Here is a 22,319-nt window from a genome sequence, read left to right on the forward strand (position 1 = left end):
GCTTTTTTATGCGCAAGACAACAATTGATGAGGCAATCGCAAGGGTCGATGACTGGAAGGGCAAGGAGATCAGTTACAAGCCTGTTTCAGGAGGAATAACGAATCCGAATTTCAAAGTGGATGTGGAGGGAGAGCATTTCTTCCTCAAGATACCGGGAGCCGGCACGGATTACATAAACCGTGAAGTATGCCATGAGGCAAATGTGATCGCGGACGAGAGCAAGGCAGGCCCAAGAGTCTATTATTATTTCGAGGATACAGGTGTTGAGATATTCCAGTGGCTTGACGGCTACCGCCAGGTGACATTTGGCGATGTGTATGACAAAGATATATTCCAGTCGATATTCGAGAGGATCAGGGACTTCCACCATCTCGAGACAAAGCCGCTGAACCTGAAGCAGAGCATATTTGAACAGGCGTGGGATATGAACGCAAGGGCGAAGAAGGGCGGCTATATATCACCGTTTAATGACAAGATGGAGTATCTGCTCTCTGCTATTGAGAAGGCGCTGGCGGGCAGTGAGGAGCTGTGTCCGTGCCACAATGATTTCTGGACAAACAACCTGATGTACAACGAGGAGACAAATGATCTGAAGATCATAGATTATGAGTATGCGTCCATGAATGATCCTTATGTGGATCTGGGTCTGATATCTGCTGTGAACTATTTCACCGAGGATATGGACGTGGAGATGATGAAGATATACGGCGGAGGCAGGGTTGATGAGAGAGCATTTGCTAGAATGAAGCTGAACAAGATAGCCTGCGATATCAAGTGGGCGTATTGGGCACTGTATCAGGCGGCCAGCTCCAACGTGGAGTTTGATTACATGAACTGGTATGGACAGAAGATGGCGAGACTGCAGCATTTCTGGCTCGATTCAAGGCTGGATTACTGGCTCGACGTTGCGAGGGAGAAGAGTACCCGTATCAGTTGATGATCAGCAGATCGTATTATGAAACCGGTTCAGGAAAGGGAGATGTATAGCATGAAGGATTATTATAAGAATATGGAAGATTCATGGGTAGAATTTGTCAGTAAGAATATACGCGCACAGGCATATTCCGGGGAGGAGAAAGCCACCTCGGAGGTGTTTATGCAGACCATGGATGAGCTTGGTATTGAGCATTTCCGCGATGAGCGCGGCAACGTGGTCGGGGTCATCCGCGGAGAGGGTGACGGTCCAAATGTGCTTCTGACTGGACATATGGATGTTGTGCCTGAGGGAAGCATAGATGCATGGAGTCCGTATTCGCCATTTGAGCCGAAGGTGGAGGATGGAAAGTTATACGGCAGAGGCATAAGCGATATGCTTGCTGGCCTGACTTCGGAATTTTTTGCATTTATGGAGATCAAAAAGCTGGTGGATGCCGGGGCGAAGATATCGGGCAATCTTATATTTGCTGCAGTCGTCTATGAGGAGCCGGCGGAGAGTATCGGAACGATTTATCTTATGGAGCACACTCTTCCGGAACACGGCCTTGATGTTGACCTGTGCTATCTGGGGGAGCCGTCAGACGGCAATCTTGCCATCGGACAGCGAGGCAAGATCGAGCTTGTCATAGAGGTGTACGGTAAGGTGGCGCACTCGTCCGCTCCGCAGGAGGGCATAAATGCTGTTGAGAAAGCGCTTCCTATAATGGATGCGATCATGCATAACTTTGGCAGTGAACCGCTCGTACATGAGATGGGTAAGACGTCCATGGTCATCACTGATGTGGTGGTAACACCGGGACAGAAGTATTCCTGTGTGCCGGACTATTGTGAGATCACAGTGGATCAGAGATATGTGCCACCTATGACCATAGAGGATACGGTGAGCAGGGTTCAGAAATTCCTGGATGAGCAGAAGAAAAAGGATCCTGAGCTCAGAGCTGTCGTTCATCCGAGAATGAATAAGAGGACGTGTTACACCGGTTATGAGGCGGAGGCGGCAAAGCAGCATCCGGCGTGGGTGACCGGCAAGGATAATGAGTATGTCGAGCTGACATACAGGACGCTTAAGAAGCTTGGTCAGGATGTTGAGAAGATATACTGGCAGTTTGGAACCGACGGAAGCGTTATATGCGGCAAATACAACATACCGACTATAGGATATTCGGGTGCGATGATGAGTCAGGCGCATCAGGCACAGGAGCATGTGGAGATCGACAGGATCCTCGACTGTATAGAGGGATATACTGCGGTTCTCTGCAGGCTGTATGGACTGGATATGCCGGAATAAAGGTTTACACGGCACCGCTTATTTTGATACAATCATGTTGCAGGTTAGAAAACATAGGGCTCAGTTTATAAGGAAGTAAGGGAGGGGACAGATGTTAGCAGATCAGCGTAAACAGATAATATTGGATCAGGTAAATCTTAATCATTCGGTTACTGTTGCCAGACTGGTTGAGCTGCTGGGCGTGTCGACCGAGACGGTGAGACGTGATCTTGAGGATCTTGAAAATAACAACATGCTCACGAGGGTACACGGCGGTGCGGTTTCTGTGAAGAAGAGATACCGGTTTGAGGATATGGATGTCAGGGGCACATCCAATATGGAACTCAAGGAGCAGATAGCCAGGAAAGCGCTTGAGTATGTGAAGGATGGAGACACCATAGCGATAGATTCAGGCAGCACGGCGTCGTTGTTCGCCATGGCATTGAAGGCGCGCAATTTTGACTCACTATCCGTCATAACCTATTCCTCGGAGGTGTTCTCCATATTATCGGAATGTGGAAATTACAGGATAACCCTGCTGGGCGGTGAATATCTCCCGAAGGAGAAGTTGTTTTATGGCTTCCTGACACATGAGGCGATGCAGAAACTTTATTTTTCAAAGGCATTTGTAGTACCTTCGGCACTTTCGGTCGAGGATGGCGCACATGATTTTATAAGGGAGACCTATGAGAATCAGTGCATGCTGATAGGCCATGCTAGCGAGGTATTTCTGCTGGCGGACAGCACGAAATTCGAGACAAAGGGAGATTTCAAGCTCAGTGATCTCCAGCCGGAATTCACCATCATAACCGACGATAAGCTTCCGGAGTCCGTATACAATATGTATAGAGATCACAAGCTGAACGTGGTAAGTTGATGACAGTCAAAAAAGTGTCTGTTTGCCTCTCTTTGGGTGTACAGAAGATCGATAAAATAGTATAATAAATGTGCTATATAAAAGATTGGACGGACAACTAAAGGAGGGTTATGGTTATGTACGAGAACAAGGATATGCTCAGTTGGCTTGGCTATTTTGCAGACATGATGAAGGTCAGTCCTGAGAAGATAAAGATGCTGAATATATGCGGAAAGCAGAAGAACGTTGTTCCGACTATAGACACACACAAGAGAGTTCTTATATTTGCAGATCAGAGTCATGAGGATCTGTTGTATACGCTTTGGGAGAAGGGCTTTGGCGAGTATGACATGTGGTATGCAGAGGGTGTGGAGCCCGGCGGCGAGGTTCATCATGACAAGCTGGAGAAGGTGCTGAACAGGAAGATAACAGGGCCAACAGTTATATTCATCATGAATGAGAAGACAAGGGAATCCGTCAGATACGGAATTGCAAATGATTTCTTCTCGGCTGGAACAGTACACTATGTCGGCAAGGAGATAAGAGCAGTCATCATGAGTCTGCTGGATGTGGATACGCATGACACCATCTTGGCACTCCAGGCCGAGAGTATAGTCATTGAGGCTGCGATCGTGGCAAGCGAGGGCAACATTATAGCCGTTGAGCCGGACGAAGGTTCGAGAAGATCCATGGAGGAGAATGTTGACAAGTTCGGAGTACATAATGTACAGATAATCCCAGATATGAGCGAGGACACTCTGGCAGCCATACCTGTTCCGAGACTGGCATTCATAGTTGCAAATCATTATCTGGAGTCAGATATGGAGAGACTGCTCAAGATCAATCCGAATATGCAGTTTGTCATATACACACTTGATCTTGGAATACTTGCACAGGCAAAGCTCATATTTGACAAGCTCGGAATAAAGAATATGGAGGCTATTCAGATATCTGTATCCAAAACCAACAAGGACAACATGTTCGTTACCCAGCCGTCACCATGGCTTATCACCGGTGGAGCAGAGTAATCGACATCATAATATTTATATATAAGAAAAACCGCCTTTATGTAATAGGCGGTTTTCTTGTGTCCTCCAGACGGACGATTCCGAGGATCGTTCCCAGACAAATGATATCACTTGTGAGATACAGGGATCTATCACATCTGCTGACAGCTTCAAGGTATGGTGAGCCATCCTTTTCTGTATATTTTCTGATCATCTCGACTCCATTCTCGTTCAGGAATAACGCAATATCTCCGAAATGAGGAAAGTTTTGTTCCACGGCTATAATATCATCCTTAATATAGATAGGATGGAGCATATTGGTCGTGAGCCTCAGACAATAATCTGCATTTGGAAAATAATCGGCGGGTATCTCTATAAATTCTGTCGCGTGTGTTGAGTAGTCTGAATTGGAAGCAAGCGTGTGAGTTGAGGAAATACACGGAATCCTGCGCGTTTTGGCGCGGTACGCATCCGCTGAAGGAAGCTTCTTCTGCATGTGATCTTCAGAGTCCGCCATTAGCATGACCATCCGCTTGCCGTGGATGTTGAGTGTTCTGTATTTTTGCAGGAGATACAATTCCTCGTCCGTAAGGCTGCGCCTATGGAGAAATCCATCCATGGTACATCCAAGTGCGTCTGCGATGGATATCATAAGCTGTATTCCCGGGCTCTTGGTCTTGCCGCTCCTGATGGCTTTTATCGTATCCTCAGAGACATCTGTCAACTCAGCTAACTGACTGATCGTAACCCCGCGTTCAGCCATGACTTCCCTGAGTCTTTTCCCTATATCGTATTGTTGCTGCATGTAATTCACCTCAGTAACATTATATAATAGAAGAAACAGGCTTGTCCAGTTGAAAAGTGTAAGAATATACACTTTTGCGATTTGTGTATGCGCAGGAAAGTGTATGAACTGCTCTTTAATATGAAATTAAATATGATATAATGAATTTATCTGTTACATCGAGAGATGACAAGGGGGTCATTTTCTACAATAGTCTGTCACAATGGGGGTGACGGATTACGGCAGAGGGAACAAGGCTATCACGTGTCGAGCGTTAGGGCGTCGAACACGAGATAGCCTTTTTTCGTGGGGGGCGAAGGACGGACGGCTGGGTATTCTTCCGCGGGGCGGGTATATCATCTGCTATATATGTGGTATCACGCTCTACTTCCTTCGCTTCGGCTTAGCTTCTATATGCACTCGTTTCCGGCCGCGATAAGGGCGATGCGGCTTCCAACTCGGCAAGAAGCACCGAAGCTCAGTCGTATTCGCTACCGATACCACATATATAGCAGATGATATACAGCCGCGGAAGAATACCCAGCCTGTTTCTGGCGGAAGGATGATGGGAGTGGCGAATTTTACTTTGATGATTTGGAAGAAAAGCTAATTATAAACGAAATGTTAAAATTATAAAAAAAGTATAAACTGGCGATACGTTAGATTTTATGCGGGTTTCTTGAGAAAACTGTGACAAAAAACTGTTTTTGTTACGAAAAATAATACAAAAATAAAAAATGATTAAAATTTGACTATAAGGGCAAATATATGACTTTAAATTTGTTTTGAATGGTGATAAAATACGCAAGCAAGGAGCGAGAGCAGCTTTTTAGAAAAAAAGATAGGGGAGTATGACCGTATGAATGTAGTATTTTTTGATGTAGACGGCGTACTGAATTCGGAGAAATTCCTGTGTGAGAAGCATGGGGAGTTTATCAATCCTAAGAATGTGGCTAACCTCAAGATGGTTGTGGATGCCACAGGAGCGAAGCTGGTCATGACAAGTGACTGGAGAAAACAGGTGATTGATAAGGATATCAGTAAGGCACACGTAAGGGAACTGATAGACAGACTTGCGGATGCTGGAATGGAAGTATATGGGGCAACTTCTTCAGGGGATGAGCTCAGAAACAAGTATGGGGATTATACCAGAGCATGTGCAGTCAAGGATTATGTGGTTGCGAATTCCGTAGAGGGATATGTCATATTTGATGACATGGATATGGACTGGGAGGCTCATGAACTCGATTCTCACTGGATCAACACAGAGAACGTACTTGTGGGGCTGTCTGAGGCAGATGCCATGAATGCTATTTCTATAATAAACCAATAATAAACTGAAATAGCATTTTGACATACAATAAAACAGTGTGAAAGGAAGTGATGTCTTACGGATCTGGCAGAAGAGTTATCCAATGAACTCCAATGCAAAACAGTATTTACAATACCAATATTTGGTGGAATACCGGTAACAGAATCTGTGGTGGTAACATGGATCATTATGGCAGTGCTTGTGCTGTTGTCGATTATCCTTGTAAGGAATCTCAAAGTTGAGAATCCGGGTAAGAAACAGCTTGTGTTGGAGACCATAATAACTACTTTTAACAACCTGTTCAAAGGTGTTATCGGAGAGGCGGGCATGAAGTATGTTCCGTATCTGATAACGGTTATTCTGTACATCGGCATGGCCAACATCATGGGTGTATTTGGCTTTAAACCACCGACAAAGGATCTGAATGTGACAGCCTCACTGGCCATCATGAGTATCATACTCGTACAGGTGGCAGGAATACGAGGAAAGGGGACAAAAGGCTGGGTCAAGAGTTTTGCAGAGCCGGTAGCAATAGTTGCACCGCTTAATGTACTTGAGCTTGTCATCAAGCCGCTGTCGCTGTGTATGCGACTTTTTGGTAATGTTCTCGGAGCATTCGTCATCATGAAGCTGATAGAGGCAGTAGTTCCACTCATTGTCCCTATCCCACTCAGCCTGTACTTTGATTTTTTTGATGGATTTTTACAGGCATTTGTATTTACTTTCCTGACTACGCTTTACATGCAGGAAGCGATGGAGTAAAGATTATCTGATTTTAAAAATGAAAATAAGAAGGAGAAAATGATATGAACGGATTATTAGCAATTGGAGCAGGTATAGCAGCATTAGTAGGACTTGGCGCAGGACTTGGAATCGGTCTTGCAACATCAAAGGCAGTTGAGGCTGTAGCTAGACAGCCGGAGGCAGACGGAAAGATCACAAAGCTTCTTATCATCGGTTGTGCCCTTGCAGAGGCAACAGCTATCTACGGTTTCGTAATCGGACTTCTTGCAATCATTCTTCTTAAGTAATCAGATTTTTGGTCAGATGGATATTTTAATAGAAATATCTAATAGAAATCTGGAATTGCAGAAGAGATGCGGATAATAGAAACAGAAAGATAGGAGTGGCTATATGATTGATATAGAATTTTCTACAATAGCATTCACCATTATCAACTTAATAGTTCTGTTTCTTCTTTTGAAGAAGTTCTTGATAGGACCGCTCAACGATGTCATCAAGAAGAGAGAAGATATGATCGCTGGCACCATATCGGATGCCAACAATCAGAAGGCTGAAGCAATGAAACTCAAGTCTCAGTATGAGGATACCCTTGCAGGGGTTGATGCTGAGTGCAGGGATCTCCGTGAGAAATCCCGTGTGGAGGCCCAGAATGAGTACAGCCGTATCATAGATCAGGCTGATGCAAAGTCAGTCAAGATGATAAAGGATGCGGAGAAGACCATAGAGATCAAGCAGAACAAGGCACTTTCTGATATGCAGTCACAGATCGCAGAGCTTGCAATGGCAGCAGCCGGCAAGATCGTGGGCGGTGAAGGTGATGCGGAATCAGCAGGAGCTGCCATGTATGACGAGTTTTTGAATGAAGTAGGTGATTCAGGTGACACAGAAGGCAATTAATTACGGAATTGTCCTCTATCAGCTTGGAATCAGTCAGGACATGGTGGAGGAGATAAAGGCGCTTGTGGATGGTAGTCCGGAGCTGGTATATGCACTGGCAGATCCGGTGGTCAGCCACGCGGACAAGCGCAAGGTCGTTGACAGGGTATTTGACAGATTTGGCAATAAGGATCTGGTAAATTTCATGAAGACCCTGTGTGACAACGATGGATTTGACATGATACATGACATATTTGACGAGTATGAGAAGTATGCCAGAGAGCAGCAGGATATCCTTTCGGCAACTCTCTATTATGTCACACCGCCAACTGATAAGCAGAAGGCAGGTATCGAGAACTTCCTTATGAAAGAGTATGGAAGCAAGGCGGTACAGCTTTCTATGGTGGAGAAAAAAGAATTGATAGGTGGATTTGTCATAAGAACGGGAGACCGCGAGTACGACAGAAGCATTCTGGGCAGGTACAAATCCCTTAGACAGAAACTGGTTATGAGGTGATAAATTGAGTTCAATTAGTTCAGAGGATATTATTTCTATACTCAAAGAAGAGATAGAGAATTATGATTTTGACTCCAGGGACAAAGAAGTCGGTAAGGTCATCTATGTAGGTGATGGAATCGTAACCGTATACGGTATAGACAATGCCATGTACGGCGAGATCGTTGTTTTTGAGAATGGTGTCAAAGGTATGGTTCAGGATATCAGAAGAACAGAGATAGGATGTATTCTGTTCGGTCGTGATACAGGAATCAAAGAAGGAACAAAGGTCAGCAGAACGGGAAAGCGTGCAGGCATCCCTGTAGGCGATGCATTTATCGGACGTATAGTTGATGCCCTTGGAGCACCTATAGATGGAAAGGGCAGCATAGAGTCAACGGATTATCGTCCAATAGAGAATCCGGCTCCAAGCATAGTTGATCGTAAGTCGGTCAACCAGCCGCTTCAGACAGGAATCCTCTCGATAGATGCCATGTTCCCAATCGGAAGAGGACAGAGAGAGCTGATCATAGGAGACAGACAGACAGGTAAGACATCCATAGCGATAGATACCATTCTGAATCAGAAGGGCAAGGATGTCATCTGTGTATATGTGGCTATAGGCCAGAAGGCTTCAACAATAGCCAAGGTTGTAAATAACCTGAACAAATATGATGCCATGGACTACACGATAGTCGTTGCATCTACAGCAAGTGATTCAGCACCACTTCAGTATATTGCGCCTTATTCAGGTACAGCGATCGCTGAGTATTTCATGCATAAGGGCAAGGATGTGCTGATCGTGTACGATGATCTGTCAAAGCACGCTGTTGCTTACAGAACATTGTCACTGCTTCTCGGACGTTCACCAGGACGTGAGGCATATCCTGGAGATGTATTCTATCTCCATTCAAGACTTCTTGAGAGATCAAGTAAGCTTAAGGATGAGCTGGGCGGAGGCTCCATCACAGCCCTTCCTATTATCGAGACACAGGCAGGCGATGTATCTGCTTATATACCTACAAATGTTATATCTATCACAGATGGACAGATATTCCTCGAGAGCGATCTGTTCTTCTCAGGTATGAGACCTGCTGTCAACGTCGGTCTGTCGGTATCACGAGTTGGTGGTGCAGCGCAGACAAAGGCGATGAAGAAGGCCGCAGGAAGTATCCGTATCGATCTGGCACAGTACAGAGAGATGGAGGTGTTCACACAATTCAGTTCAGATCTTGATGAGAACACCAAGGAACAGCTTCAGTATGGCAAGGGACTTATGGAGCTTTTAAAGCAGCCTCTGTGTAATCCGCTGTCAATGGCCGAGGAGGTTATCATTCTGGTAGCAGCTACCAATAAGGTATTCCTTCCAGTTGAGGTTTCAGAGGTCAAGAAGAAGAAACTTGAGATGCTTGAATACTTCCACAGTGCCCATAAGGATATCGTGGATGAGATCGAGGAGAAGCAGGTGCTTACCGATGAGCTGAAGGACAAGATAGTCGCAGCCGCTAAGGAGTTTATCGAGAGATAGATCTCAGGAGAAATAAGAAGATTCGTTGAGAGGTGATTTGATTGGCAAATACCAAAGAAATCCAGAATAGAATAAAGAGTATCAAGGATACTCAGAAGATCACCAATGCAATGTATATGATCTCATCTTCCAAGCTTAAAAAGGCGAGGACAGATCTTGAGAACACGGAGCCTTACTTCTACACACTCCAGGTTGCTCTTGCCAGAATGCTCAGACATGTTCCTGAGATGGAGCATCTGTACTTCGACAGCAGAGAGGGAATCAAGGAAGAGGACAGAAGGCGAGGTTATCTGGTCATTACCGCCGACAAAGGTATGGCTGGTGCCTACAACCACAATGTAATCAAGATCGCTGAGCAGGAGCTTGCAGCCCACCCAAACAGTGAGCTGTATGTAGTCGGCCAGGTGGGAAGACACTACTTCGCAAAGAAGGGAGTGCCTATAGATATACATTTCCAGTATACAGCGCAGAATCCTAGTCTTCACAGAGCCAGAGTCATAGCGGACAAGATGCTTGAGAACTATGAGAATGGCGATATAGATGAGGTATACATCATATATACCAACATGAAGAGCAGTGTGGTCGTTGAACCGCAGATGATACAGCTCCTCCCTATGAAGAGGACTGACTTCGCAGGCGTTCCTGCGGATGTGTTCCACGAGGAGATTACCATGGAGCCTTCACCGAAGGCAGTGCTTGACCGAATCGTGCCAAACTGTGTCATGGGATATATATACGGCGCTCTGGTAGAGTCCTTCTGCAGTGAGCAGAACAGCCGAATGATGGCGATGGACTCAGCCACAAAGAGTGCCAAGGAGATGCTGGATGATCTCAATATCAAATACAACAGAGCAAGGCAGGCAGCCATAACGCAGGAGATCACAGAGATCGCGGGCGGCGCCAGAGCTCAGAGAGACAGGAGCTAATAAGCTCAATAAATAATTGTAAAGGAGGTCTGATGTTTTGAAAAATGGTAAGATAGTACAGGTCATGGGACCTGTCGTAGACGTAGAATTTCCAGACAACGATCTGCCATACATCAAGGATGCTCTTGAAGTAGATAATCATGGAAAAAAATGTGTTATGGAAGTAGCACAGCACGTAGGAAATAATACAGTAAGATGTATCATGCTGTCCGCCAGCGAGGGACTTTCAAGAGATATGGAAGTCGTTGCGACCGGATCAGGAATCAAAGTTCCAGTAGGAAATCAGACACTTGGACGTCTGTTCAACGTGCTTGGTGAGACAATAGATGGCAAGGAGGATCTCTCAGACACAGAGCACTGGGTAATCCACAGAGAGCCGCCAACATTTGAGAATCAGAGTCCTGTCATCGAGATACTTGAGACAGGTATCAAGGTCATAGATCTTCTTGCACCTTACTCAAAGGGTGGTAAGATCGGTCTGTTCGGCGGTGCCGGAGTTGGTAAGACAGTCCTTATCCAGGAGCTTATCCAGAATATCGCATCCGTACATGGTGGATACTCAATATTCACCGGTGTTGGAGAGCGTTCAAGAGAGGGAAATGATCTGTGGACAGAGATGAGCGAGTCAGGCGTTATCGACAAGACCGCCCTGGTGTTCGGACAGATGAATGAGCCACCTGGAGCCAGAATGAGAGTTGCAGAGACAGGACTTACAATGGCAGAGTATTTCCGTGATGTAAATCATCAGGATGTGCTTCTGTTCATCGACAATATATTCAGATTTACACAGGCAGGTTCAGAGGTTTCATCACTTCTCGGACGTATGCCATCAGCCGTTGGTTATCAGCCAACACTTGCAAATGAGATGGGTGAGCTTCAGGAGCGAATCGCTTCTACCAAGGAAGGATCAGTCACGTCAGTCCAGGCCGTATATGTGCCAGCCGATGACCTTACAGATCCTGCCCCAGCCACAACATTTGCGCATCTGGATGCAAATACAGTTCTTTCAAGAAAGATCGTTGAGCAGGGTATCTATCCGGCAGTAGATCCGCTGGAGTCAAGCTCACGAATTCTTGAGGCTGATATAGTCGGCGAGGAGCATTATAATGTTGCAAGACGTGTACAGGAGATACTTCAGAAGTACAAGGAGCTGCAGGATATCATCGCAATCCTCGGTATGGAGGAGCTGTCAGATGAGGATAAGCTTACAGTTACCAGAGCCAGAAAGGTTCAGAGATTCCTGTCACAGCCATTCCATGTTGCTGAGAACTTCACAGGTATTCCTGGAAAGTATGTAAGTCTCAAGGATACGATCAAGGGCTTCAAGATGATCGTTGACGGTGAGATGGACGAGTATCCTGAGTGGGCATTCTTCAATGTAGGTACTATAGAGGAAGTAAAGGAAAAGGCCGAGAAAGGTCAGTAAAGGAAGTGCGTAGATGAATACATTTTATCTGAGAGTTATTTCCAGCAATAAGATATTCTTCGAAGGCCGAGTAGAGAAGATCATTCTTCCACTTGAAGATGGAGAGAAAGCGGTTCTTGCACATCACGAGAACATGGTCATAGCCACCAGCATAGGCGAGATCAGGATTACCACCAGCAAGGGTGAGCAGGTAGTCGGTGTTGTCGGTGAGGGCTTTGTTCAGATAGTAAATAACCGAGTTGTCCTTATCGTGGATTCCGCAGAGAAGCCGGAGGATATCGACAGGGTCAGAGCCAAGGAGGCAAAGATCAGAGCGGAAGAGAGACTCAGACAGAAAGAGAGTCTGAAGGAATACAAGCAGAGCGAGGCATCACTTGCCCGTGCACTCACAAGACTCAAAGTAACAGAAAAGATATAAAACCCCAGCGCAGAAACCCCAAGCGCCTGCTTGCAGGCATTTGGGGGTTTCAAGCGGTTTTAACGAGAAGTCGTTCGGCTTACGCCGAACATAGAGCGCGTCAGCGCGGGACTTCGAGTCTATTATAAAAGGCAGTGCCAGCAGCGGGACGATGAAACCGATGTGGCGTTGCCTTTTTATGTGCAGACACAATAGATAAAATGTTACTTGACAACTTTTGCCTTTACTGAGAAAATTACTAGATAGTATATGGTGAATTGTATATACAGTGAACTATGTATATAAGAGTTTATGAAAAAGAGGACGTGTGCATGTATATGCACACATTTTTGAGTTAAAGGTATTTGGTTAGAGGTATTTATGTTAAGATTTATTTGGGTAATAGTTTCGTGCTTGTTTCTGATCATGTACTATGTGCCAAAGATGTCGTATTATGCTAGGCACCCGGAAAAATATGGTGAGGATATATGTTATCAGATGGCACAGGTTATGTGCAATCATGTGAGACGTCGTGCTTTTATCAAGACGGTTGCCACGGGTATGGAGAACCTTCCTAAGGAGGGCGGATATATCATGTATGCCAATCATCAGGGTAAGTATGATGTACTGGGAGTTATAGTTTCCCATGACAAACCGATTACGTATGTCATGGATGCCAAGAGGTCGAAGCTGTTCATAGCAGATCAGCTTACGGATCTTGTGAAGGCACAGAGACTTGACAAGGAAGACATAAAGCAGCAGGTACAGGTTATAAACGATGTATCCACGGAGATTAAGGCGGGAAGGAGATATATTTTATTCCCGGAGGGAGGATACGATCACAGTCACAATGAGCTCAAGGAGTTCATGCCGGGAAGCTTCAAGATCGCCAAGAAGGCGAAGTGTCCTATCGTTCCAGTCGTGCTGTATGATTCCTTCAAGCCATTTGAGGGATGGTCACTGAGGCGTGTGACGACACAGCTTGCATTTCTGGAGCCGATCCCATATGAGGTTATAGCGGATAAGATGACCACAGAGATCAGGGATATGGTCGTTGACAAGATCCAGAGGAAGCTTGATACGATGGAGACAATGAATTGTTGGTAACGATATATGGATAATTATTCTGAACGGGCAGGTCATGTTGATGATCTGCCCGTTCGGGGGTTACGGAAGCTAGGTGTTGACTATATCAAATCAGGTGAATACAATATAAAAGGGTATTTAACCACAAAAACAAGGATTGGGAAGTAGAGATATGGGACAGAGTAAAGAGAGAAACAGTAATGAAAAAAGCGGATTCCTCAAGAAGCTTATAATAGTTCTGGCAGTGGCGATCGTGGTAGTATTTGCGGTATTTTATGTGATCTATTACAGATTTTCATATCAGGCGGACAAGCTGGCAAAGGAGACCGCCCGCATATACGCATTTGGCGATGGCGGAGAGATGGCTGACATGATAGCCCCGGGATACGTGAAGAAGTTTGAGGATTCGTCAAAGGTTTTGTCGGTGAGTGACATACAGGACATATATATAAACAAGTTCAGAGCGTATACAGATGAGCAGGTCGGGGATATAGATACGATCGAGTGCAAGGTCACCGATATACAGGCGGTGAGCAATATAGAGGATGTGCAGCAGCAATTTGCGGACAACGGAGTTAAGGGCGTGTCCCAGTACAGAAGTGTGGAAGCTGACTGGATAGTGACAGGCAAGGATGGCGGCGAGGTCACGGTACACGTTCAGGAATGTATGTTGAAGTGCGACGATGGCTGGTATGTGGACTATGTCCGTATGCCGGATGAAATAGACAGCATGAGTACGCCGGTCGATTCCGGGGATGCTGACAGTGAGGAGACAACAGAGGCGGAGATCACTGAATAATATTGTGTGTATAAGATTGGAAGGGCATACAGTATACAAGAAAGAAGGCTGACAAAAAATGTACGATGTGAGATCCATGAAGGCAGAGGACTTCATAGATGATGGCGAGATCCGTGAGACGCTGGACTATGCGGATCAGAACAAGGACAATGTGGAGCTTATCGACAGTATCATAGAGAAGGCAAAGCTCAGGAAGGGGCTTACCCACAGGGAGGCATCCGTGCTTCTTGCGTGTGAGATGCCGGACAAGATAAACGAGATATATGATCTGGCGGAGCAGATCAAGAAGGATTTCTACGGCAACAGAATAGTTATGTTCGCGCCGTTGTATCTGTCCAACTACTGTGTAAATGGGTGTGTGTATTGTCCGTATCACATCAAGAATAAGCATATAGCCAGAAAGAAGCTCACCCAGGAAGAGGTGAGACGGGAGGTCATAGCACTGCAGGATATGGGTCACAAGAGACTGGCCATCGAGGCCGGTGAGGACCCTCAGATGAATCCTATAGAGTATATACTTGAATGTATCAATACTATTTACAGTATAAAGCATAAGAATGGAGCAATCCGCCGCGTAAATGTAAACATAGCGGCAACGACCGTTGAGAATTACAGGAAACTTCATGAAGCTGGGATAGGAACATATATATTGTTCCAGGAGACCTACGACAAAAAGGCATATGAGGTGCTTCATCCTTACGGACCAAAGCATGACTATGCATATCACACAGAGGCTATGGACCGTGCTATGGAAGGTGGTATAGACGATGTGGGTCTGGGAGTGCTCTTTGGTCTGGACAAGTATAGGTACGAATTTGCGGGGCTGCTGATGCATGCGGAGCACCTTGAGGCTGTTCATGGAGTTGGTCCGCACACCATCAGTGTGCCAAGAGTCAAGAAGGCTGACGACATAGATCCTGAGGCATTTGACAACGGAATAAGCGACGATGTATTCTGCAGGATCGCAGCATGTATCAGAATCGCCGTTCCTTATACAGGAATGATAATCTCCACAAGGGAGAATCCAACGGTCAGGGATGAGATCATAAGGCTTGGAGTGTCGCAGATAAGCGGTGGTTCAAAGACCAGTGTGGGTGGCTACTATGAGCCGGAGCCAGAGGATGAGAAGTCGGAGCAGTTCGATGTCAGCGACACGAGAACTCTGGATCAGGTTGTGAACTGGCTGATGACCAAGGGCTATATACCATCGTTCTGTACGGCATGTTACAGAGAGGGCAGAACCGGCGACAGGTTCATGAGCCTGTGCAAGAGCGGACAGATACAGAACTGCTGTCATCCGAACGCACTCATGACGCTGGAGGAATATCTGGTGGATTATGCTTCGCCGGAGACCGCGGAGATAGGCAGGAGACTCATACAGAATGAGCTGAAGAATATTCCGAATGAGAAAGTCAGACAGATAGTGGTCGAGAGACTTGACAGGATAAAGCACGGAGACAGAGATTTTAGATTCTAACACATTGTGGAGGAGCAAAATGAGTTTAAACGATACGCCGTCGGCAAACAGAGTGCATATAGGTTTCTTTGGATGCAGGAACGCAGGCAAGTCCAGTCTGGTAAATGCAGTGACGGGGCAGAGCCTTGCTGTTGTGTCGGATGTGGCGGGAACCACCACGGATCCGGTGTACAAGTCCATGGAACTGCTTCCGCTTGGACCGGTGGTCATCATAGATACACCGGGAATAGACGATACCGGCGAGCTGGGTGAACTCAGGGTGTCGAAGACCAGACAGGTGCTTGCGAAGATAGATGTCGCTGTGCTGGTGGTTGATGGTTCGGTTGGCCTTTCGGCGGCGGACAGGGAGCTCACAGAGCTTTTCAAAGAGAAGAATATAAATTATATAATTGCGTACAATAAGAGTGATCTAGTTAAGGATGATATACAGGTTCAGAATTCAGCGGAGAATTCCATATGGGTCAGCGCAGAGCGCAGACAGGGAATAGAGGAGCTGAAGGAATTGATAGGAAAGCTCACGGTGACAGACACCATGACCAGGAGACTGGTCGGAGATCTGATACAGCCGGGTGATATGGTGGTGCTGGTCATACCGATAGATTCTGCAGCTCCGAAGGGCAGGCTGATACTTCCGCAGCAGCAGGTCATAAGGGATGTTCTTGAGACCGGAGCTACGGCTGTGGTGTGCAGGGACACGGAGCTTGAGGATACTCTGAGACGGCTGGAGGGGAATGTATCTCTGGTGGTCACTGACTCCCAGGCATTTGCAAAGGTTATGAAGATAGTGCCGGATGACATATATCTGACATCGTTCTCCATACTGATGGCAAGATTCAAGGGGCAGCTTGATGCGGCGGTGAATGGTGCATATGTTCTGGACAGGCTGAGGGGTGAAGGACAGCGGACAGATGCGGACAGCAGACCTCCAAGGATACTCATTGCCGAGGGCTGCACCCATCACAGACAGTGTGATGATATAGGAACTGTGAAGCTGCCGGGATGGATACGCAGATACACAGGACTTGAGCCTGAATTTACATTTGTCAGCGGAACGGAATTCCCAGAGGATCTGACAGGATATGATCTGGTGATACACTGCGGAGGCTGTATGCTGAATGAACGCGAGATGAAGAGTCGTCAGGGAAGGGCGGAGCAGCAGAGTATCCCGATGACGAATTATGGAACTGCTATAGCTCATATGAATGGGATTCTTGACAGGAGTCTGAGGATTTTTCAGACAAAGACGGATATATAAATATTTGGATGAAAGGTGATCGATATGGCAAAGACAGGTTTGGTACTTGAGGGCGGCGGCCAGAGAGGCATATATACCGCCGGAGTCCTGGATGTGTTCATGGACAATGATATAGAGGTCGACGGTGTCATAGGGGTGTCGGCGGGAGCCATACATGGACTCTCCTATGTGGCGAGACAGAGAGGGCGCAACATGCGTTACAATATGAAGTACAGGAACAACAAGCACTACATGAGCCTGTACTCCCTTTTAACTACAGGAGATATATGTGGTGAGCAGTTCTGCTACCACGATATCCCGGAGAAACTGGATCCACTTGACTACGATGCATTCCTTGCAAATCCTACGAAGCTCTATGTGGGATGTTCTAATCTGGATACAGGAGAGGCGGAGTATCTGGAGTGTACAGATATGAGAAAGCCTGAGGATGTGAATAAGGTGAGGGCTTCGGCATCCCTCCCACTGGTGTCCAATATTGTAGAGGTTGATGGAATGAAGCTGCTGGATGGAGGTGTATCCGACAGCATACCGATATTTGCATTCAGAAGGATGGGCTACAGGAGAAATATAGTAGTTCTGACAAGACCGGAGGGATACCGCAAGGGCCCGGACAAGATGCTCAGGCTGGAGGCCGGAAGGTACAGGGAGTACCCTGAGTTCGTTAAAAGATGTCACATGAGACACATGTATTACAACAAGACCCTGGACAAGCTGGAGGAGCTTGAAAAGGAGGGTGATACGTTGATAATCAGACCGAGTGAGACTATAGAGATATCAAGGCTTGAGAAGAAGCCGGAGATGATCGAGGCCATGTATGAGCTGGGTGTGTACGATGCAAAGGAGAAATTGCAGCAGGTTAAGAAATTCCTGCGTGAGAGTAAGGAAGAAAGCAGGGACTACACACATGGACAGGCGCAGCAACAGACGGCGGTTACACAGCAGACCCGATAATGGAATATATGACATATTGATACTTTCGGGAATGGACATTCCTGAGAGTGTGGATACACAGAAGAAGGCACAGGAGAATCACAGCAAAATGGCTGAGACTCCTGTGCCTTCGCTCATACTGTCACTTTCGGTATCTACAATATTCACCATGCTGATTGCAACCTCCTACAATATTGTGGACACTTATTTTGTCTCAGATCTTGGAGAAAGCAACGTGGCCGCAGTTGGGATCATGTTCTCTGTTATGGCATTGATACAGGCTGTGGGTTACACCTGGGGCATGGGAGCTGGAAGTGAGATAGCGAGACTCCTCGGTAAGCAGAAGAAGCGTGAGGCGGAGCAGACGCTTGCCACGGCACTGGCGGGAGGAATACTGTCGGGCGCGGTCATGGCGGTTATATTTGCCGTGTTCAGGGAGGATGTGGTAAGACTTCTGGGGGCCACGGACACAAGTCTTGCTCCTGCTGGGCAGTATGGAATATATATCATGCTCGCGGCTCCGGTCATGTGCGGTGCCTATGTTCTGAACAATGCCCTGCGGGCTGAGGGGCAGCCGTATCTTGCCCTGCTGGGTATTCTGGCAGGAGGACTGTCAAATGCGTTATTTGACTATATATTGGTGAGAGTGCTTGGACTTGGAATAGCCGGTGCAGGCATAGCGACCCTTGCCGGACAGGGGATAAGTCTTGCCATAATGTATATATGTGTCAGGTCAAGGTGCAGCGTGGTAAGGCTTCATGTGTCTGATGTGTGGAGCTTCAGATATGGGGTGCGTATAGTGAGAACAGGGCTGCCATCCTTCCTGAGACAGGGGCTCATGTGCCTTGCGGCGGTCATGATAAGCAGAAGCTGTAGGCAGTACGGAGATGGAGCCATGGCGGGCGTCACAGTTGCAAATAAGATATTTGCAGTCATATTTGCGGTGCTGGTGGGCTATGGGCAGGGATTTGCCCCGGTGTGCGGGTTTGCCTATGGTGCAGGACTTGAATCCAGAGTGAAAAGGTCGCTGAGATTTACCATGATAACTGCGGTGATATTCATGTGCGCTATGGGTGCTGCGACCTGGGTGTGGGTATCCGAGGTGGCCGGTGTATTCTTGCATGAAGGTGGCACTCAAGCTATGCAGCTTGCGGCGCTGTCTCTCCGGGCGCATGCCATATCCATGCCGTTTGCAGCTGTGTGTCTGGTGACCGGAATGTACTATCAGGCTCTTGGAGCATATGGAAAAGCCACCCTCATATCCGCCCTGCGGCAGGGAGTATGTTTTATACCATTAGTATTCATACTGCCGCGCATGTATGGCATAGATGGAGTGGCTTTTGTCCAGGCCGCCGCCGATGTGCTGGCGGGGATTGTCTCGGCCTTTTATCTGCTATATACAAATGAAAAATAGTCCGTGTTTATCATCTCGTCCGATATATACAGTCGGTTTTCAACCTCCTCGATCATCTGATCCACGTATCCATCAGGGATCTGTGACTCAGGGACGAAGTAAGAGGTCTCCCCCGTGCTGGCATCATATCTGACCTTGTCGGTCATAAAGCTTTGATCCGCGAAGATCACAAGCTCATCGGAGTCGGACAAAATGTTGCGGCCAGCCAGAAGTCTTGAGTCAAAGTCGGCTCCGAGAAGGTTTAACACAGTTGGAAGTATGTCCACACTGGAGCAGAGCTTGTCGACAACTACTGGCTTCTCCATGGATGAGCTCCATATACCAAACTGGTTGTGGTGAAGCTCAAAGTCATCATTCTCTATGTCCTTGCCCGCAAGCTCGTTGTAGGTGCCGTCGCTGAGTCCGTAAGGATAGTGGTCAGGTGCCACGATGAACAGAGTGTTGTCCAGCTTGCCAGTCTCTTCCAGCTTATCCATCAGGAATTCCAGAGCCTTGTCAAGCTCCATCTGGGCTGCAACATAGGCTATGGCCTCATCTGAGTACCCTTTTTCGGAGAGGACATTCTCGGCTCCCTCCCTGTTAATCATACATATATACTGATTGTCGTAATTGTAAGGCAGATGGCCGGAGAAACTCATAAAATACATGTTGAATTTGTCATCCTGAATGAAATCCCCATACACAGCCTCCATACATTCGAGATCGGAATACATAACGTGGTCAGGAATATCCAATCCTGCGCCGATGGCCTTGAAGGTGGTGTAGCCCATATTCGGATGGGTTCTTGTTCTGTCGTAGTATGTGGCATCAAAGTCGTGGTAGCCGTAGCTCTTGTAGCCCTGTGCGTTCAGCATATTGCCGAGGGCGTATGGCTGGTAGGTGTCCGCGGATGCCTCAAAGCTCCATTTGGAGGATGCCGGATACTGGCTGAGGCAGTTGGTATATTCGCCGTCTATGGTGCTGTGATACCACAGTGGGTTGTAGAAGTTAGTAAATTCAAAGCCTTCGTGATAAATCTTGTACAGTGTCGGTGTGGCCTCCCTGGATATTCCATATGTACTGAGACTTTCAGCGGTGACAAATACCACATTGTACCCCTCGAACATGCCGGTGTATTCGTCCGTGTAAGTTGGCTGTACCCCCGAGAAATATGCCGTCAGGCTTTTAAGCTCCTCGTCATCTGTCTGATTGTACAGACTTTGGAAGTCTATGCTTTCATCGACCTGCGGAACATATACAGGCTCGTCGGCCTGGGTTGATCCTGCCGCCTGATCTGAGCCGCCGGTCTGAGAAGCTGATGAAAAATCTGTCTCGTCCGCAGATGCGGCATTGATATCTGATGCGGCAGTCTGTGCATCTGACTGATTATCTCCAATATCTGCAAGCTCAAATGTCTTGCTCTGGCTGCTCTGAGTCACCATGGTCACACAGTCTCTTCCCGTGGTGACCATGACTCCAAGCTTGTTCATGGACAGTTCAAGTACATAGCGTCCGTGGAACAGCGCATATGGAGTGTAGGCCGCAGTCCCGTGCACTGTCAGAATACAGATGGCAAGTACCCATGCAGCTGCGGAGATACCCAGCTGCACCAGCACTGCCCTGAGCACACCAGGCTTCTGCCCGATGCGGCATCTGCCAAATGAAAACCAGAACCTGTTCATGATGATAAGACATATAAGTGGCAGCAGGAACAGCACTATGATATACCAGTTGGATCGTAATGCTGAAAAAAGCACAGTCCTGAAGTTCATAGCATCCTGGGCACCGCCGATGGACACCAGACTCAAAAATGTTCTGAATATCTTATAGTATACAAATTGTGCAATATAGTAGATCGTAAATATACTCCACAGCAGGTAGGCTATGGCTGCATTTGCATATCTGTGCCAGAAGGAGGTCAGTGCTGACAGGGTAAGTCCGCATGCCAGCGCAAATGTCAGGGGATGTAGTATGCTGCTGCCTGCAGATCCATAAATTGCAATGTGAAACAGGAGCTCCATATAAATAAAGGCCAGCGGAAAGAATATGGAACGCCACAGCAGACCACTGTGTCTGCTTTGAGTTGTATCTGTTTTCATCTGGCATCTCCTTATTCGCGTGTGAGTATGTCGTCAAGTGCGCCCCTCACTCCTATAGGATCTGTGACCAGAAGAGTGTGGAAACCAAGCTTTGCGGCGGCATCGAGATTCGCCTGCCTGTCATCAAGAAAAATGGATTCCTCAGGAACAAGGTTATATTTGCTGCAGAGATGCTCATAGATGGCGGCGTCTGGCTTGGTCACGTGGTATTCATAGGAGACCACTCTTCCGTCCGTGTAAGGCAGGAAGTGGAATCTAGGCGTGTGGAGTGCAAACAGTCTTCTTGGGTAGTTGGACAGGAGGTAGATGTTGTAACCTCTGGACTTGAGATCCTTGAGCCACATGTCGGCTCCCGGGAACATGTCCACCACTTCATCGAGATTGTTCATGAACAGGTCTATGTAGCTGCTGCATTCCGGGCTGAGTTCCTTGAAACGTTTGATGAGCTCTGGCTCAGGCATATCGTCCAGGTCAAAATGATTCCACATAGGGTGGTTTATCATGTTGTGATCAAGAGCATCTATCACGTCCGCTGGTATGCCAAGTTTCTCCATGGTGCTTTTCCAGTGGAAGTCTACGAGGACCATGCCAATATCAAAGATTATATTTTTCATATGTATATTCCTTTCGTGTCATATGCTGCCGTATAAGTGCAGATTATGTCGTCACAGAAATTTTAACTCATAATAGGACAAAAATATACTCAAATATTTGCGGAAATGCT

The 22,319-nt window shown here is 46.9% G+C and carries 22 protein-coding genes; 19 read left to right on the plus strand and 3 right to left on the minus strand.

Translation table 11 applies throughout. The features are described from left to right. Positions 1-8 precede the first annotated feature (8 nt). From ARA78_RS05970 to ARA78_RS05985, 4 genes are all read left to right on the plus strand, one after another. Complete coding sequence (locus ARA78_RS05970; RefSeq protein WP_055272185.1) at positions 9-938, plus strand: choline kinase family protein; 930 nt, start codon at positions 9-11, stop codon at positions 936-938. A gap of 51 nt (positions 939-989) precedes the next feature. After that, positions 990-2,225, plus strand: coding sequence for a M20 family metallopeptidase (locus ARA78_RS05975; RefSeq protein ID WP_055280223.1), 1,236 nt, complete (start codon positions 990-992; stop codon positions 2,223-2,225). Positions 2,226-2,316: 91 nt separating this feature from the next. Further along, the gene (locus ARA78_RS05980) at positions 2,317-3,081 is read left to right on the plus strand and encodes a DeoR/GlpR family DNA-binding transcription regulator (protein WP_022216977.1); all 765 of its coding nucleotides are present in this window, start codon (positions 2,317-2,319) and stop codon (positions 3,079-3,081) included. A 116-nt stretch (positions 3,082-3,197) separates the two neighbouring features. Then, on the plus strand, positions 3,198-4,088 hold the full coding sequence (locus ARA78_RS05985; protein WP_022216976.1) for a precorrin-6B methylase 2: 891 nt from the start codon (positions 3,198-3,200) through the stop codon (positions 4,086-4,088). A gap of 37 nt (positions 4,089-4,125) precedes the next feature. On the opposite strand, the gene ARA78_RS05990 is transcribed toward ARA78_RS05985, so the two are convergent. Then, positions 4,126-4,872, minus strand: a complete 747-nt coding sequence (locus tag ARA78_RS05990; RefSeq protein ID WP_015534638.1) for a helix-turn-helix domain-containing protein — start codon at positions 4,870-4,872, stop codon at positions 4,126-4,128. Between the two features lie 838 nt (positions 4,873-5,710). Between ARA78_RS05990 and ARA78_RS05995 the strand changes: the two genes are divergently transcribed. From ARA78_RS05995 to ARA78_RS06065, 15 genes are all read left to right on the plus strand, one after another. Continuing rightward, a complete protein-coding gene (locus ARA78_RS05995) occupies positions 5,711-6,184 on the plus strand; it encodes an HAD domain-containing protein (RefSeq protein ID WP_022216975.1) in 474 nt (157 codons plus the stop codon). A gap of 63 nt (positions 6,185-6,247) precedes the next feature. Further along, positions 6,248-6,925, plus strand: a complete 678-nt coding sequence (locus tag ARA78_RS06000) for a F0F1 ATP synthase subunit A (RefSeq protein WP_071849465.1) — start codon at positions 6,248-6,250, stop codon at positions 6,923-6,925. A 44-nt stretch (positions 6,926-6,969) separates the two neighbouring features. Then, positions 6,970-7,194 (plus strand): ATP synthase F0 subunit C, encoded by a 225-nt coding sequence (atpE, locus tag ARA78_RS06005; protein ID WP_004852001.1) that lies wholly within the window; start codon positions 6,970-6,972, stop codon positions 7,192-7,194. Positions 7,195-7,297: 103 nt separating this feature from the next. Continuing rightward, positions 7,298-7,804 (plus strand): F0F1 ATP synthase subunit B, encoded by a 507-nt coding sequence (gene atpF, locus ARA78_RS06010; RefSeq protein WP_022216974.1) that lies wholly within the window; start codon positions 7,298-7,300, stop codon positions 7,802-7,804. Next, the gene (gene atpH, locus ARA78_RS06015; RefSeq protein WP_156329406.1) at positions 7,776-8,300 is read left to right on the plus strand and encodes an ATP synthase F1 subunit delta; all 525 of its coding nucleotides are present in this window, start codon (positions 7,776-7,778) and stop codon (positions 8,298-8,300) included. Before atpF ends, atpH begins: the two co-directional genes overlap by 29 nt. Before the next feature lie 4 nt (positions 8,301-8,304). Then, a complete protein-coding gene (atpA, locus tag ARA78_RS06020) occupies positions 8,305-9,807 on the plus strand; it encodes a F0F1 ATP synthase subunit alpha (protein ID WP_022216972.1) in 1,503 nt (500 codons plus the stop codon). A gap of 41 nt (positions 9,808-9,848) precedes the next feature. Then, on the plus strand, positions 9,849-10,733 hold the full coding sequence (gene atpG, locus ARA78_RS06025) for an ATP synthase F1 subunit gamma (protein ID WP_022216971.1): 885 nt from the start codon (positions 9,849-9,851) through the stop codon (positions 10,731-10,733). A gap of 37 nt (positions 10,734-10,770) precedes the next feature. Further along, a complete protein-coding gene (gene atpD / locus ARA78_RS06030) occupies positions 10,771-12,159 on the plus strand; it encodes a F0F1 ATP synthase subunit beta (protein ID WP_022216970.1) in 1,389 nt (462 codons plus the stop codon). A gap of 13 nt (positions 12,160-12,172) precedes the next feature. Next, the gene (gene atpC, locus ARA78_RS06035; protein WP_015534641.1) at positions 12,173-12,577 is read left to right on the plus strand and encodes an ATP synthase F1 subunit epsilon; all 405 of its coding nucleotides are present in this window, start codon (positions 12,173-12,175) and stop codon (positions 12,575-12,577) included. 360 nt (positions 12,578-12,937) lie between these two features. Continuing rightward, entirely contained in the window at positions 12,938-13,663 is a 726-nt protein-coding gene (locus tag ARA78_RS06040; RefSeq protein ID WP_055280225.1) for a lysophospholipid acyltransferase family protein, read from the plus strand. A gap of 151 nt (positions 13,664-13,814) precedes the next feature. After that, positions 13,815-14,441 (plus strand): hypothetical protein, encoded by a 627-nt coding sequence (locus ARA78_RS06045; RefSeq protein ID WP_015534642.1) that lies wholly within the window; start codon positions 13,815-13,817, stop codon positions 14,439-14,441. A gap of 58 nt (positions 14,442-14,499) precedes the next feature. Further along, complete coding sequence (gene hydG / locus ARA78_RS06050; RefSeq protein ID WP_055272191.1) at positions 14,500-15,918, plus strand: [FeFe] hydrogenase H-cluster radical SAM maturase HydG; 1,419 nt, start codon at positions 14,500-14,502, stop codon at positions 15,916-15,918. Between the two features lie 19 nt (positions 15,919-15,937). After that, a complete protein-coding gene (gene hydF / locus ARA78_RS06055; protein WP_055272193.1) occupies positions 15,938-17,173 on the plus strand; it encodes a [FeFe] hydrogenase H-cluster maturation GTPase HydF in 1,236 nt (411 codons plus the stop codon). Positions 17,174-17,197: 24 nt separating this feature from the next. Beyond that, a complete protein-coding gene (locus ARA78_RS06060; protein WP_022216965.1) occupies positions 17,198-18,124 on the plus strand; it encodes a patatin-like phospholipase family protein in 927 nt (308 codons plus the stop codon). After that, positions 18,045-19,517, plus strand: coding sequence for an MATE family efflux transporter (locus tag ARA78_RS06065; RefSeq protein WP_242849671.1), 1,473 nt, complete (start codon positions 18,045-18,047; stop codon positions 19,515-19,517). The genes ARA78_RS06060 and ARA78_RS06065 overlap by 80 nt, the downstream gene beginning before the upstream one ends. On the opposite strand, the gene ARA78_RS06070 is transcribed toward ARA78_RS06065, so the two are convergent. Beyond that, the gene (locus tag ARA78_RS06070) at positions 19,490-21,595 is read right to left on the minus strand and encodes an LTA synthase family protein (RefSeq protein ID WP_055272197.1); all 2,106 of its coding nucleotides are present in this window, start codon (positions 21,593-21,595) and stop codon (positions 19,490-19,492) included. The genes ARA78_RS06065 and ARA78_RS06070 overlap by 28 nt on opposite strands. 11 nt (positions 21,596-21,606) lie before the next feature. Then, positions 21,607-22,209: an HAD family hydrolase gene (locus ARA78_RS06075; RefSeq protein WP_055272198.1), complete on the minus strand. Its 603-nt coding sequence runs from the start codon at positions 22,207-22,209 to the stop codon at positions 21,607-21,609. Positions 22,210-22,319: the final 110 nt, after the last annotated feature.

The organism is Coprococcus eutactus (assembly GCF_001404675.1).
Lineage (GTDB): Bacteria > Bacillota > Clostridia > Lachnospirales > Lachnospiraceae > Coprococcus > Coprococcus aceti.

Coding starts and splice junctions, on each gene's coding strand:
- ARA78_RS05970 (WP_055272185.1), top strand. CDS start 9: ATGCGCAAGACAACAATTGATGAGGCAATCGCAAGGGTCGATGACTGG.
- ARA78_RS05975 (WP_055280223.1), top strand. CDS start 990: ATGAAGGATTATTATAAGAATATGGAAGATTCATGGGTAGAATTTGTC.
- ARA78_RS05980 (WP_022216977.1), top strand. CDS start 2,317: ATGTTAGCAGATCAGCGTAAACAGATAATATTGGATCAGGTAAATCTT.
- ARA78_RS05985 (WP_022216976.1), top strand. CDS start 3,198: ATGTACGAGAACAAGGATATGCTCAGTTGGCTTGGCTATTTTGCAGAC.
- ARA78_RS05990 (WP_015534638.1), bottom strand. CDS start 4,872: ATGCAGCAACAATACGATATAGGGAAAAGACTCAGGGAAGTCATGGCT.
- ARA78_RS05995 (WP_022216975.1), top strand. CDS start 5,711: ATGAATGTAGTATTTTTTGATGTAGACGGCGTACTGAATTCGGAGAAA.
- atpE (WP_004852001.1), top strand. CDS start 6,970: ATGAACGGATTATTAGCAATTGGAGCAGGTATAGCAGCATTAGTAGGA.
- atpF (WP_022216974.1), top strand. CDS start 7,298: ATGATTGATATAGAATTTTCTACAATAGCATTCACCATTATCAACTTA.
- atpC (WP_015534641.1), top strand. CDS start 12,173: ATGAATACATTTTATCTGAGAGTTATTTCCAGCAATAAGATATTCTTC.
- ARA78_RS06040 (WP_055280225.1), top strand. CDS start 12,938: ATGTTAAGATTTATTTGGGTAATAGTTTCGTGCTTGTTTCTGATCATG.
- ARA78_RS06045 (WP_015534642.1), top strand. CDS start 13,815: ATGGGACAGAGTAAAGAGAGAAACAGTAATGAAAAAAGCGGATTCCTC.
- hydG (WP_055272191.1), top strand. CDS start 14,500: ATGTACGATGTGAGATCCATGAAGGCAGAGGACTTCATAGATGATGGC.
- hydF (WP_055272193.1), top strand. CDS start 15,938: ATGAGTTTAAACGATACGCCGTCGGCAAACAGAGTGCATATAGGTTTC.
- ARA78_RS06060 (WP_022216965.1), top strand. CDS start 17,198: ATGGCAAAGACAGGTTTGGTACTTGAGGGCGGCGGCCAGAGAGGCATA.
- ARA78_RS06070 (WP_055272197.1), bottom strand. CDS start 21,595: ATGAAAACAGATACAACTCAAAGCAGACACAGTGGTCTGCTGTGGCGT.
- ARA78_RS06075 (WP_055272198.1), bottom strand. CDS start 22,209: ATGAAAAATATAATCTTTGATATTGGCATGGTCCTCGTAGACTTCCAC.